Consider the following 12,504-nt stretch of genomic DNA (forward strand, 5'->3'; position numbering starts at 1 on the left):
GTTTCTGAATTCAAATTTAAGTAAAACAGGACAAAGGCACTGCTTTTTTCGGCGAATAGTCGACTTTAATCTTTGAATGGGAAATGGGGCTTTTGTTGAGACTCTCCGAGTATGCTGATGCCTGCTGGTTTTTAGTTTCTGGTAATGTCGGTCTCGTTCACCCGGGTTACGCCGCCCGAAACCACAAATTTCATGGCTTCAGAAGGAGGCATGTCCAGCGGCCTGATGGCTGAGGAAGCAATCATATACAGTTCGCCGGAGAAGTTGTAGGAGTGCGGAAAGTAAACGGCAACCAAGCCATCCATGCCAATTTCGGCCATGCTTTTTTGGGTGACGAATCCGATTTTCCAAAGCTTGTTTTCTTTATTAATTTCAACCAAAACCGGTTGATTAAACTTCTTTTCTTTGCCCACAAAGGCCGAGAAAAGATCGACCAATGAACTGTAAATAACCTGAAGCAGTGGGGCTTTTTTTAATACCTGATGGCCTAGTGCTTTGAATGGGCTGGCTACAATGGATTGGCCAACGAACCCTAATACGGTGATGAAGCCCAGAATGATGAGGAGCCCCAGGCCAGGGATGGTATAACCAAACCACAGTTCCAGCTGGTGGCGTAAGATGCCGTCAATAAAATCAAAAATCAGAAAAACAATATAACCTGTGATCACAATGGGGGCAACAAACACGAGGCCTTGCATAAAATAAGTCAGTAGTTTTTTCATGAATATCAAGCATTTGATGAAGTGAGTACGCTCACTGGGATTATCTTTTTTAGATATAGCAAGTTACAAAATAAACTTATGAGTCAACAAAAAGTTGACTGGCTTTGGAAGAAGCAAGGTTTAATGATTAGAGCATCAACATGGGCAATTGAACAAGAAGTTGGAACAGCGATTTCTTGAAGAGGTGGACCTGCTGCAAGGGGGAAATGCTTATCTTCGAAGCGTGAAAAATGTATCGGATATTATTGCACAAGAATCGTTTTCGAAAGAAGAGTTGATCACCTTGCTTCAGGCCGAAGGGCAGGAGCGTGCACTTCTGTTTGATGCAGCTCATGCCCGAAAAATTGAGTTTGTTGGCAAACAGGTCTATTTTCGGGGGCTCGTTGAGTTTTCGAATATCTGCTCCAAAGACTGCTTGTATTGCGGGATTCGCAAGAGCAATGAAAAGGTTATTCGCTACGAGGCCTCGGATGAGGAGATTTTAGGCGCCTGTCGTTTTGCCTGGGAGAATCGTTTCGGGTCGGTGGTCTTGCAGTCGGGAGAGCTGTCATCACCCGCATTTACAGAGCGGGTTGATCGTTTGCTGAAAGCCATCAAACAGCTTTCAAACGAGGAGCTGGGAATCACTTTATCCTGCGGGGAGCAAAGCCGTGAAACGTATCAGCGCTGGTTCGAAAGTGGCGCACACCGGTACCTGTTGCGTATTGAAAGTTCTACGCCGGACTTGTACAATCAAATTCACCCGCAAAATGTGCATCATTCTTTTGAAAAGCGACTGGAATGCCTGCAGCTGTTAAAGGATTGCGGCTACCAGGTAGGAACAGGAGTTATGATTGGATTGCCCTTTCAGACCATGGAGCACCTGGCAGCGGACTTACTATTCCTGAAAAAGCTGGATGTGGACATGGTGGGCATGGGCCCTTATATTGAACATGAAGATACGCCTTTGTATGTTTTCCGGGATCAACTAAAAACCAAACAGGAACGTTTCGATTTGGCACTGAAAATGATTGCCGCTCTGCGTTTGCTTATGCCCGATATTAATATTGCAGCGGCTACAGCTTTGCAGGCCATTGATCCGGCCGGTCGGGAAAAAGCCTTGAAAATTGGGGCCAATGTGATTATGCCTAACCTGACTCCATGCGATTTCAGAAAAGAATACCAACTGTATGAAGACAAGCCTTGTTTGGATGAAGATGCCGAATTATGCCGCAATTGCCTGGAAGCAAGGGTTGAAATGGCAGGAGGCGAAATTGGCTATGGCGAGTGGGGTGATTCCAGGCGTTTTGTCAACCGTAGGCAAGGCTCATCACACTAACCTTTAAAACAGTTCGTTGCTGTAGGGCCGAAACTCCAGCTCGTGACGTAACAGCCATTTTTTTCGCCACAGGCCTCCGGCATAACCAACCAGCTTTTTATTGCTCCCAATTACCCGGTGGCATGGAACAATAATGGGCAAGGGGTTTTTAGAATTGGCGTTGCCAACAGCCCGAACCAGGTTTTTATCGCCTAAACGCAAGGCCAGCTCTAAATAGCTGACAGATTGCCCGTAGCTAATGGTTTTCAGCTCTTTCCATACTTTCTTTTGAAAGTCAGTTCCTTCGGGGCTAATCGGGAGGTTAAAGTGAAAAAGCCTTCCACGGAAATAATCATCCAGCTGACGCACAATCAGGTCTTCCAGTTCCGGCTCGATGTCTGTTTTCTCACATTCGTGCTCAACAAAATGAATGCGGCTAACAGCTTGCGAGTTACAGTCGATTTGAATCAGGCCAATTGGCGACGGGTATGTGAAGGATTGAGACACCGGATGCTTGTCGTTTTGCTTTTAGTTAACATTGAGTTAACGTAGCGGTAATGAAAAAGGTTTGCGGATTAAACAGTTTCATTGCGAAAATAAGGTGTTTTTATCTTAGTCATCAATAGCTCCATAAATGACAGCGGTCAACCGGTCGTAAAATTCGCTATGGTTAAACGGATGAACCTGTGTCATTCCAACAAAGATGAGTTCTTCCTTGGGATCGATAAAAAACTGGGTGTTGAAATAGCCTCCCCATTCATACGTTCCGGGTGATTTTGAATTGAGTCCCTCGGCTTCTTCGGTAAGCAGTCCAAATCCTAGGCTGAACGTTTTGCCGGGAATTGAGCTTCTTCCGGCTCCTTTTTTATTCAGGTCCAATAATTGGTCGGAAGTCATGACCTCAACTGTTTTGGGGCCTAGAATTCGTTGACCATTCAGTTCTCCGCCGTTAAGCAACGCCTGCATAAATCGGGCATAATCCAAGGCGGTTGACGAGAGTCCGCCACCTCCGGCATAGTGTCCCCGGTCTTTGTTTTTCGGATAATTGATTCCGAGCGAATGGCCAACTTCCTGTTTCATGATGGTGCCCTGATCTGTTTGAGCATATACAGGGACCAGGCGTTCGTGTTTTTCCTGAGGTAGGTAAAAATGGGTATCGACCATTTCCAGAGGTTCAAAAATATGCTGTTGAAAATAGTCTCGCAACGAAAGGCCGGAGACCACTTCAATTACCCGCCCAAGTACGTCCATATTTAAGCCATAACAATATCGTTCGCCCGGATGAAATGCCAAAGGGGCGCGTGCCAGTTGATCGATGAACTGTTTGGTTGTCCATGACTGGTGCGACAGACCTACGTTTTGTAACCCCAGTTTCTGGTAAGCCGCACGGATGTCTCCTTGCTCAAAATCCCCATAGACCAAGCCAGATGTGTGTGTTAGCAAGTGTCGGATGGTGATGGGCCGTTGAGGCGGGGTGGTGGTAAAGCTTGAGTCGGCCGGATTCAGTTGCTGCAGCACGCCTGTTTCAGCAAAGGCCGGCAGGTAGTTTTTGAGGGGATCATCCAGCCCCAGTTTTCCTTGCTCATAAAGTTGCATGACGGCAACACTTGTTACGGCTTTGGTCATGGATGCAATCCGGAAAATATCGTCATTTTGATAAGGGGTCCAGAAGTTTAACGAATGATAACCAAAACTTTTGTAGTAGGCAATGGTTCCGCGGCGGGCAACCAGAAAAACGCCACCGGGTAGCCATTGGTTGGATTTGTATCGTTCAATTAAGCTGTCAGCTAAAGCCAGTCTTTCTTCGGAGAACCCGGCTTCCTTTGGATTAATCACCTTCGTGTCAAGGTCGATTTGGGCAGGTTGGGTGCAGGAAAAAAGAACCAGAATGCTGAACAGGAAAGTTATGAGCTTAAGCATAAAAATGTGTTTACTGTTTATTAGGCAGCACAATTTACACAATATTGATAAATTGAGCAGAACATTCTGAAAATAAAAACCACTTCTGAAAAATGAAGTGGTTTTTGCTTGCTTCAAAACCGTTCTCGTGGTATGTACTTGGTATGTAGCAAATGATGTGACTTTGGCCCCAACGGCTCACCCAGAAAGTCCTGATAGATTTTCAGCACTTCCGGGTTTTCATGCGATTTGCGTAGTGGCATAGCTCCGTCTTCGGCATAAATGGCTTCCATACGTTTTTGACGAATCTCCGGGCTTGTTGGAATCGGTTGACCTCCACCTCCCAGGCAGCCTCCGGGACAAGCCATAATTTCGATAAAATGGTAACTGCTTGTTCCATTTTTTACGGCATCCATTACGGTTTTGGCATTGACCAGCCCGTGAGCTACGGCACATTTCAGTTCAACGCCATCTAAAAAAGCCCATTCTTTTAGTGGTTTTTCAATTTTGATGGACGCTTCCCGTATGCCATCTACCCCGCGAACGGGAGTGATGTTGAGGTTGTCGAAAGGTACTTCGCGTCCGGTTACCAATTCGTAAGCCGTGCGCAGGGCAGCTTCCATAACGCCGCCTGTTGCACCAAAGATGACGCCTGCACCGGTTGATTCGCCCATCAGTCGGTCGAACTTATTATCCGGCAGCTTTTGAAATTCGATACCGGCTTGTCTTATCATGATGGCCAGCTCGCGGGTCGTCAACACATAGTCAACATCGCGGTAGCCGCTGTCGTGCATCTCCGGACGGTTGGCTTCAAACTTTTTAGCCGTGCACGGCATGATTGACACTGAAACGATTTTATCGGGATCAATTTTTCGGGCTTTGGCATAGTACGTTTTAGCCAGGGCTCCAAACATTTGTTGGGGAGACTTGCAGGTGGAAAGATTATCCAGCAGCTCCGGGTATTGGTGTTCGATGTATTTGATCCAGGCGGGCGAACATGACGTAGCCAGAGGAAGCCTCACATTGGTGTCCTTGTCCTGAAGCGTTTTCCGTAGCCGGTTGAGCAGTTCGGTCCCTTCCTCAATAATGGTCAGGTCGGCGGTAAAATCCGTGTCCAGAACCGAGCTAAATCCCAGTCGTTTCAGGGCCGTAACCATTTTTCCGGTTACACGGCTTCCTATGTCCATGCCCAAGGCTTCGCCCAGGCCTACACGCACGGCTGGAGCTGTTTGAACCACCACGTGTTTGTTCGGATCAGCAATGGCATCCCACACTTCTTCAATGTAGTTCCGTTCTACAAGGGCACCGGTAGGACAGTGGTTGATGCATTGTCCGCAGTTGGTACACACCACGTCATTCATGGCTTTTTCAAAGAAGGTGGCAATTTTCATTTCATCGCCTTTGTAGGCAACGGTCAGGGCGTTTACACCTTGCAGTTCGGCGCAGGTGCGCACACAGCGTTGGCAGCGGATGCATTTGCTGTCATCTTTAATGATGGATGGCGAGAACTGGTCGATGGTATAGTTTTTCATGGGGGCCAGGCGCAGAAAATCCTGGGTCATAATTTTATATTCGGAAGCTAGTTCCTGTAGCTCGCAATTGCCGTTTTTATAACATTTGGTGCAGTCAGCATTGTGTTCCGAAAGTAATAATTCGATGATGTGTTTGCGTGAATTCCGGACCTTCAGGCTGTTTGTTTGGATCTCCATTTCTTCTTCGCAGGGGGTGGCACAGGCAGCGGCCAGACGTTTTTGGCCCGACACTTCGACCATACAAACCCGGCAATTACCCGCAATGCATAAATCTTTGTGGTAGCATAAAGTTGGAATGTTGATACCGGCTTCGTTGGCGGCTTCGAGAATGGTTTTTCCATTTTCTACTTCAAGTTGAAATCCGTTGATCGTGACATTTATTTTCGTGTTCATCTTCCTGTTCTTTTGGAATTAGTAAATCATTTCTTCCCGGAAATTCTCAACAATGGAGCTAAATGAGTTGGCTACTGACTGTCCCAGTCCGCACTTGGCCGTTAGTTGCATTGTTTCGGTCAGCTTCAGAAGCTTGTCGAGGTATTGGGCCGGTTTTTCACCACGCTTAACAGCTTTTATTCCGCTATGCAACTGTTGGCAGCCAACCCGGCAAGGAGTGCATTGCCCACAACTCTCTTCGCGGAAGAATTCCAGGTAATTGTCCAGCACATTGTACATCGAACGGGAACTGTTGTAAAGCATCATAGAGCCCCCTGTGGGAAGCGATATTCCGGTTAGTTTTCCGCGGTAGCCAATGGTTGTTTTATCGAACCGCTTGCGGGGAACCAAAAAGCCGGAAGCTCCGCCAACCTGAACGGCCTTGGTGTCGCCATCGCCAAATTCATGCACAAAATCCTGCAGGCTCATTCCCAGTTCCAGCTCATAGATGCCGGGCTTGGGAGTATCTCCGGAAACCGAAAACAGTTTGGAGCCCCGGGAATACTGAACGCCGAGATCATAAAACTTTTTTGCTCCATACTTAAAAATGGTAAAGGTGTGCGCCAGGGTTTCCACATTGTTAACCACTGTTGCTTTTCCAAGGTACCCATTGGAAGTCGGGTAGGGAGGCTTGTTGCGGGGTTCGCCTCGCTTGCCTTCCATCGACTCAAAAAGAGCGGTTTCTTCGCCGCAGATGTAAGCGCCGCTTCCCAGAAAGATTTGGATTGAAAAGTCGTGCCCAACTTCTTTGCAGTAGTACTCAAATTCCTGAATGGCCTTGTTTAACTCGGGGACCAGAAATTTATATTCGCCGCGCAAGTAAATATAGCCTTTGGATGAACCAATGACGTAGCCACAAACAGCCATGGCCATCAGTACTTTGTAAGGAACTTTAGACAGAATCTCCCGGTCTTTAAAAGTGCCGGGCTCTCCTTCATCAGCATTGCAAATTACAAACTTTTCGTCCGATGGGTCTTCGGCGGTCAGCTTCCATTTTAATCCCGTTGGAAAACCGGCCCCGCCACGACCTTTTAACTCCGAACTCATCAATTCGTTAATCAGTTCCTGAGGCGGTCGCTTAAGTGTTTTATCCAGAATTCGTTCCCAGTCGTTATCATTTTTGAAGATAAAATCAGCACGTTTAAGTTGATAGGATGATGCAACCATGGTTCTTATTTTTTGAGGTATTGACTTAAAATCTCTCTTACCGACTCAGGCGTTAGCTCCGTATAAACTTCGTTATTGATCAGCATGGCCGGTGCTTTGTGGCACCATCCCAGGCAGTTGGTTTGCAATAAAGAGAACTTCCCATCGGAGGTCGTTTCACCCAGGCCAACTTTAAGCATGTCCTGAATGGTAAGCAGAATCTGGTTTTTCCCTTTCATGGAGCAGGTAATGGTTTTGCAAACCCGAATAATGTAGGTGCCCATTTTTTGGTGTTCCAGGAAAGAGTAAAAGGTAGCTGTGCCATAAACGTCGGCGGCAGAAAGATTGAGCTCCCGGGCAATTTCAATCATGGAATGCTCGGACAGATACTTTTCCTGCTCAACAACGCCCTGAAGAATAGGGAGCAGGTTGCGGCGGTTTCGGCCATGTTCATTGGCTAGTTTTTTTATTAAATCGTGTATTGGAGTCATACCGTGTAAAATTAGAAGTGATTTGTTTTGGCTGATGGTAACTTGTTGTTTCAGAACGCCTGATTGAAGGCCGGGTCTTGGGTTGATCAAATGAAAAAAGCTTACGTTAGAGAGATCATTTGTTCAATTCAGTATAAATTTACGGAAGCTGAATAAGATAATCAGAAGACTTTTATCAGGATGTTTGGTGCAAAAGGTGTTTTTCAGCATAATTTTACGTTTGCGATTAGAACGATTCTAAATAGGCAATAAGTTTACATTCAATTAAGAGTGGAGGTGGTTTTGCAAATCTTTTGTTTTCTATTCTTTTAATCTCGTCAGGTCTTTTACTTTTGTTTAAAAATTGAATGATTATGGCCCTGGAAATTGAACGGAAGTTTTTGGTGAATGAGCAGCTGCTTCCGCAAGCAAGTCAGAAGATTAATATGATGCAGGCCTATTTGCAAACCGATCCGGAGCGAACCATTCGGGTGCGTATTGCTGATGATCGGGCCTACCTGACTATCAAAGGCAAGATGGTTGGAATTGCCCGGAAGGAATTTGAGTACCCGATTCCGGTGAAAGATGCTCGCGAACTGGCCAAATTGGCGGTACATTCCCCAATTGAAAAGGTCAGGCATTATATTGTTGTTGATGGTCGTACATGGGAAGTGGATTTTTTTGAAGGGATTAACGGAGGATTAGTACTGGCTGAGATTGAGCTTTCAAGTGAAGATGAAGAGATTAGCTTGCCGGAATGGATCCGGGAAGAAGTGACCGGACAAGTTCAGTACCACAATTCGTACCTGGCCCAGCACCCCTATACTAAGTGGAAATAGTTATTCTGGCTCAGTTTTTGATGGCCCAGCACAAGATTTTGTATCAAGTTTCGTTTGATTGTAAAGCCAAATAAACCTTTTTATTCATGAAGAGCAGATTATTACTTCCAGTTATTTTTTTCCTGATAATTGGTTGTTTAAATGTTAGCGCCAATAATTGGCCTAGAAAAGCAAATAATTCGCAAGTCGATTCTGTTGAACTTAGCGTTGAATACCTCAATTATTTTCTGGAAAAACAAAATAACTGGCATCCGCGGAATGAAGAACTTTTTAGAAGCTTGAAGGGCTTGGTTCATTTTGCGGAAGATGAGAAAATAGACACAATTTTAAACCGGATACAAACTTACCGGGAGTGGCACGAAGGGGCCTTTTTCTATCGATCGCCAGCGCAGGTTTCAGACAGTTTGAATGTGGAGGGTTATGTGGCGCAGCCGGAACTGAACGAGAAGTTGCAACGGCTGGAGCGTTCCATCGAAAGCACCATTGTAAAAGATCAAATTGCTGTTCCGGAGGAGTTGATGGTGAACATGAATGAAAAAGTGAAGCTGCTCGAACCTGGAGATGTTCAGGTTTTGCTGCGGGATTCGCTCGTGGTCATTCCGGATAGCTTGAAAGGCTATGATGTGATTCCGGATTCGTTGATAAGCAGTCCGGCTGATTTTAAACGTTTGCAACGCCTGGACAGCGCTAAAAACAGTTTGCTGGAAACTGCCCGGATACAATACAACAGCAGGGCCTTGCAGCATTACGTTGACTCAATTTCCACGGCCTATCGCAATCAGTACGTTGAGGAATATACTCAGCGGGCTAAAGCGCAGTTGGTTGATTCAATTCAAATTCATAATTACCGGGTGTTGGAGCAGTACAACAACCAAGTGATGCAGACGGTGAACGATTCCATTGGGCATATGATTGATGTGCTTGTTCATTATGCCGAGAATGCGCCGATTGATGTGTGGGTGAAAAACAGCGAGGGAGACTCAACTCACGTGGTTTTGCGCAATGATGGATCGCGATACGCTCGGATGTTTTTGAAGAATGAGCAGAAAGACTCGCTGGGCATTCGGATTCATAACACCAGCAAGCACTCGATGCAGATTTTTATTGATGATGCGGTTACCTTGAAACGGTTTTCCGCCCAGCAAACCAAAGACTTTAATTTTGACCAGTTTGAGCCGGAAAGCAACCTGCGAAAAATCGATAAGCGCTATCAGATTACCACCCCTTGGGTGCTGGGAGGCGATGGAACCATTGGTTTTACGCAAACTGCGGTCAACAAATACTGGAAAAAAGGAGCGGGTTCCTTGTCCAGTTTGATGATTTTAAAAGGTTACGCCAACTATTCGCGAGGCAAGGTGAAGTGGGCTAACTCCATCGAGATTCGTAACGGGTGGCTGAAACCTTCCGAAGATAAAATCCAGAAGAATGATGATAAGTTTGAGTTCACCTCACGATTCGGTTTAAGTGCCTTCAAAAAATGGTACTACAGTTCGGAGCTCGATTTCCAGACTCAGCTTTTCAACGGGTATAAGTACCCGGACCGGGACAATAAAATATCGGGCTTCTTATCCCCTGCAAAAACCTTGATTAAGGTTGGTTTGGATTATAAGCCCAACAACAATTTCTCCTTGTTCCTTTCGCCTTTCACCTCTAAAACGGTTTATGTGCGCGATACGGCCAATATTGATGAAACGAAGTACGGCATTGAAGAAGGCAAAAGGCGCTATTGGGAGCCTGGTTTGAACGCTGATGTATTCTTCAAGGCGGATATTGCTCCTGACATTACTTACCAGATGAAGTATAAAATGTTCATCAATTACAATGCACCATTTTCCAATTTCGATGTGGATTGGGAAAACAACTTGCTCATGAAATTGAATGACTTTATGAACCTTCGGATGCAGATTCATTTTATCTTTGACGATAATGTCAAGTTTAATGTAGGAGAAGATGCTTCCGGCAATCCGATTTTAGAGCCAAGGTGGCAGATAAAAGAGTTTGTTACGATCGGGTTTACCTATAAATTGAATAAGCGGATTTTCCGCAGAGAAAAAGTAAATTAACGAATGAAGAATTATAAAAAATACTTTCGATTGACAGCTGATCCGGCTGATGTATACAATGCATTGACGAATCCGATCATGCTTGAAATCTGGACTGGTGAAGATGTGGTCATGGAAGAAAAAGCAGGAACTGAGTTTTCGCTTTGGGATGGCAGTATCTGCGGCAAAAATCTGGAGTTTGTCAAAGACCACAAGTTGGTACAGGAGTGGTATTTTGGAGAACAAGATGAACCTTCCATTGTCACCATCAAACTGCATAAAGACGGAGAAGGAACAAGCATGGAGGTTGTGCACACCAACATTCCGGATGATGCTTACGACAATATTGTGGAAGGCTGGAAAGAGGATTACTTTGATGCCTTGAATCAGCTTTTTGAAGAGTAGTCGTTTCAGAAGGCTGGACTAAAAAGGCAGGTTGTTTCAATAGTGAAACAACCTGCCTTTTTTATGTCCGGAGAATCATTGTTTTCCCGAATTGCTTACAAACGAGAGGTGTTTGCTGTCGGGCGACCACGATGGCACATTAATGGTTCCCTGTCCGCCATACAGATAGGCTATCACCCGTGGAGCGCCTCCCGAGGTGGGCATCAAGCGGAGCATTACCCGTTTGTACGAAGGGTGCGAATTAAATTCAATGTCGGGCGGAAAGGAGATGAATGCGATCCATTTTCCATCCGGTGAAATATGAGGGAACCAATCGTTGTATTCATCAAAGGTAATTTGTTCTTTATCGCTGCCATCCGGTTTCATTCGCCAAATTTGCATGGTGCCCGATTGACTGCCGTTGTAATAGATGTATTTCCCATCGGGTGAGTACTCGCAGCCATCCACATGCTCGCCTGGTTTATTGTCGGTAAGCGCAACTTCCTGCCCTCCGCTGATGGAGTTTTTGTAGATGTTGTAGGTGCTGCTTCCGTTGCGCTGAGCAACATACACAACTTCTTCATTGTTTGGGGCCCAGCCATGCCAGTAGGAGGGCGTTTCTTCAGTAATCAATTGCGGGGCTCCACCTTCAAGAGGCAATACATAAACAGTGGATCCACCTCCGGGCATTCCTTCGCGGTGGTGGCTGATGGCCAATAGTTTTCCGTCAAACGAAATCCCATGATCATTGTTGTTGCGGTTAGCAAAGCCGGTGTTCAGTTGTTGAGGGGTTCCTCCTTTCACCGGAATGGTATAGAGTAAGCCTTTGCTATTGAAAAGTAGCTTTTGGCCGTCGGGCATCCAGTTGGGGGCTTCAAAGCGATCACCGGATTCATAAACGATTTTGCGTTTGCCGCTGAAAACATCCAGCGTTTCAAGCCGGCAGCCAAGCCAGCCAGCTTCTCCCGGATTGTAATTATTGTCCACCGGATGGTCTATACGGACATTCCATATCCGGGCTTTCTCAATCACCTCCGGCTGGTGCGAGCAGATGAACAGGCCGCCCAAAACCTTATCGGGCAAATTTTCCAGGGATTGGCTGCCAATGTGCTGAAGTGGTTCTCCCGGATGGGCTGCCCGAAAAATCAAGGTTTTTCCTTTACGCTCCAGTTGCAGAATTTGGTAGTGGGGTTTGGGGGCATGAAGTTCGCTTGCTGTGTTTTGCATCGATGCTCCCTGCTGTTGGCGCCATTGCATGGCGGTTAAGCCATCGCCGTGTAAAGCGGCTGAGCAATGAACGTCGTCTTCTGCCTCGGAAGCACGCACCATCCAGCCCACTTTTCGGTGGGGATCAACGCCTTCTCCCTCAAAGTCAAAATTGGCTGTTAAAATGAAATCACCTTCCAGCTTGTTGTAAAGAAAGTGAAATTCATCGCGCTCGAACCAAATGTTATAGCCCGACCCGCTTAGCCTGTATTCTTGCTCCTCACTGTCGTAAATGGCATCCCCGGCAAGTTGCGGATTCCCAATGTCCTGATGAGAAGAGAAAATGCCGATGGCGTTTTGCGCCAAAGAGCTGCTTAGCGTTAAGCTGAAAAGAAAGATCAAGGTAAGTTTCATTGTGCTTAGGATTGAATGGTTTAGTTCTTTAAAGATAGAAAAGTATTCTCCTTTTTCCAGATGAATTTTTGATTACCAGTTAGTTTACGTCAATTGGTTGCTGAAACGATTTTATTTGGCG

Annotated in this window: 11 protein-coding genes; 4 read left to right on the top strand and 7 right to left on the bottom strand. The window is 45.9% G+C overall.

The window, feature by feature from the left end; translation table 11 throughout:
• Positions 1-131: 131 nt before the first annotated feature.
• Positions 132-722, bottom strand: a complete 591-nt coding sequence (locus Q1A18_RS01240; RefSeq protein WP_299576499.1) for a DUF502 domain-containing protein — start codon at positions 720-722, stop codon at positions 132-134.
• A 148-nt stretch (positions 723-870) separates the two neighbouring features.
• Here Q1A18_RS01240 and hydE point away from each other — a divergent pair, with 148 nt between their 5' ends.
• Positions 871-2,040 carry a [FeFe] hydrogenase H-cluster radical SAM maturase HydE gene (gene hydE, locus Q1A18_RS01245; RefSeq protein WP_299576501.1) on the top strand — a complete coding sequence of 390 codons (1,170 nt, stop codon included), beginning with the start codon at positions 871-873 and terminating at the stop codon, positions 2,038-2,040.
• 3 nt (positions 2,041-2,043) lie between these two features.
• Here hydE and Q1A18_RS01250 read toward each other — a convergent pair whose 3' ends face one another.
• The 5 genes from Q1A18_RS01250 to Q1A18_RS01270 all read right to left on the bottom strand — a co-directional run bounded on the left by Q1A18_RS01250 (position 2,044) and on the right by Q1A18_RS01270 (position 7,519).
• Positions 2,044-2,526: a methylated-DNA--[protein]-cysteine S-methyltransferase gene (locus Q1A18_RS01250; RefSeq protein ID WP_299576503.1), complete on the bottom strand. Its 483-nt coding sequence runs from the start codon at positions 2,524-2,526 to the stop codon at positions 2,044-2,046.
• Between the two features lie 105 nt (positions 2,527-2,631).
• Positions 2,632-3,939 (bottom strand): serine hydrolase domain-containing protein, encoded by a 1,308-nt coding sequence (locus Q1A18_RS01255; RefSeq protein WP_299576505.1) that lies wholly within the window; start codon positions 3,937-3,939, stop codon positions 2,632-2,634.
• Positions 3,940-4,052: 113 nt separating this feature from the next.
• On the bottom strand, positions 4,053-5,843 hold the full coding sequence (locus Q1A18_RS01260; protein ID WP_299576507.1) for an NADH-dependent [FeFe] hydrogenase, group A6: 1,791 nt from the start codon (positions 5,841-5,843) through the stop codon (positions 4,053-4,055).
• An 18-nt stretch (positions 5,844-5,861) separates the two neighbouring features.
• The gene (locus tag Q1A18_RS01265) at positions 5,862-7,049 is read right to left on the bottom strand and encodes an NADH-ubiquinone oxidoreductase-F iron-sulfur binding region domain-containing protein (RefSeq protein WP_299576509.1); all 1,188 of its coding nucleotides are present in this window, start codon (positions 7,047-7,049) and stop codon (positions 5,862-5,864) included.
• Between the two features lie 5 nt (positions 7,050-7,054).
• The gene (locus tag Q1A18_RS01270) at positions 7,055-7,519 is read right to left on the bottom strand and encodes an NAD(P)H-dependent oxidoreductase subunit E (RefSeq protein ID WP_299576511.1); all 465 of its coding nucleotides are present in this window, start codon (positions 7,517-7,519) and stop codon (positions 7,055-7,057) included.
• 353 nt (positions 7,520-7,872) lie between these two features.
• Between Q1A18_RS01270 and Q1A18_RS01275 the strand changes: the two genes are divergently transcribed.
• The 3 genes from Q1A18_RS01275 (at position 7,873) to Q1A18_RS01285 (ending at position 10,784) form a co-directional block, all read left to right on the top strand.
• The gene (locus Q1A18_RS01275; protein WP_299576513.1) at positions 7,873-8,337 is read left to right on the top strand and encodes a CYTH domain-containing protein; all 465 of its coding nucleotides are present in this window, start codon (positions 7,873-7,875) and stop codon (positions 8,335-8,337) included.
• An 86-nt stretch (positions 8,338-8,423) separates the two neighbouring features.
• Positions 8,424-10,400 carry a DUF3078 domain-containing protein gene (locus Q1A18_RS01280; RefSeq protein WP_299576515.1) on the top strand — a complete coding sequence of 659 codons (1,977 nt, stop codon included), beginning with the start codon at positions 8,424-8,426 and terminating at the stop codon, positions 10,398-10,400.
• Positions 10,401-10,403: 3 nt separating this feature from the next.
• On the top strand, positions 10,404-10,784 hold the full coding sequence (locus Q1A18_RS01285; protein WP_299576517.1) for an SRPBCC domain-containing protein: 381 nt from the start codon (positions 10,404-10,406) through the stop codon (positions 10,782-10,784).
• A gap of 75 nt (positions 10,785-10,859) precedes the next feature.
• Here the strand turns inward: Q1A18_RS01285 and Q1A18_RS01290 are convergent, their stop codons facing one another.
• On the bottom strand, positions 10,860-12,383 hold the full coding sequence (locus Q1A18_RS01290) for a DUF5050 domain-containing protein (RefSeq protein ID WP_299576519.1): 1,524 nt from the start codon (positions 12,381-12,383) through the stop codon (positions 10,860-10,862).
• Between the last annotated feature and the right edge of the window lie 121 nt (positions 12,384-12,504).

It is taken from the genome of uncultured Sunxiuqinia sp., assembly GCF_947495665.1.
Taxonomy (GTDB): domain Bacteria; phylum Bacteroidota; class Bacteroidia; order Bacteroidales; family Prolixibacteraceae; genus Sunxiuqinia; species Sunxiuqinia rutila.

Bases quoted from the DNA above. Each gene is read 5' to 3' on its own strand.
- Q1A18_RS01240 (WP_299576499.1), bottom strand. From the start codon at position 722: ATGAAAAAACTACTGACTTATTTTATGCAAGGCCTCGTGTTTGTTGCC.
- Q1A18_RS01255 (WP_299576505.1), bottom strand. From the start codon at position 3,939: ATGCTTAAGCTCATAACTTTCCTGTTCAGCATTCTGGTTCTTTTTTCC.
- Q1A18_RS01260 (WP_299576507.1), bottom strand. From the start codon at position 5,843: ATGAACACGAAAATAAATGTCACGATCAACGGATTTCAACTTGAAGTA.
- Q1A18_RS01265 (WP_299576509.1), bottom strand. From the start codon at position 7,049: ATGGTTGCATCATCCTATCAACTTAAACGTGCTGATTTTATCTTCAAA.
- Q1A18_RS01270 (WP_299576511.1), bottom strand. From the start codon at position 7,519: ATGACTCCAATACACGATTTAATAAAAAAACTAGCCAATGAACATGGC.
- Q1A18_RS01275 (WP_299576513.1), top strand. From the start codon at position 7,873: ATGGCCCTGGAAATTGAACGGAAGTTTTTGGTGAATGAGCAGCTGCTT.
- Q1A18_RS01280 (WP_299576515.1), top strand. From the start codon at position 8,424: ATGAAGAGCAGATTATTACTTCCAGTTATTTTTTTCCTGATAATTGGT.
- Q1A18_RS01285 (WP_299576517.1), top strand. From the start codon at position 10,404: ATGAAGAATTATAAAAAATACTTTCGATTGACAGCTGATCCGGCTGAT.
- Q1A18_RS01290 (WP_299576519.1), bottom strand. From the start codon at position 12,383: ATGAAACTTACCTTGATCTTTCTTTTCAGCTTAACGCTAAGCAGCTCT.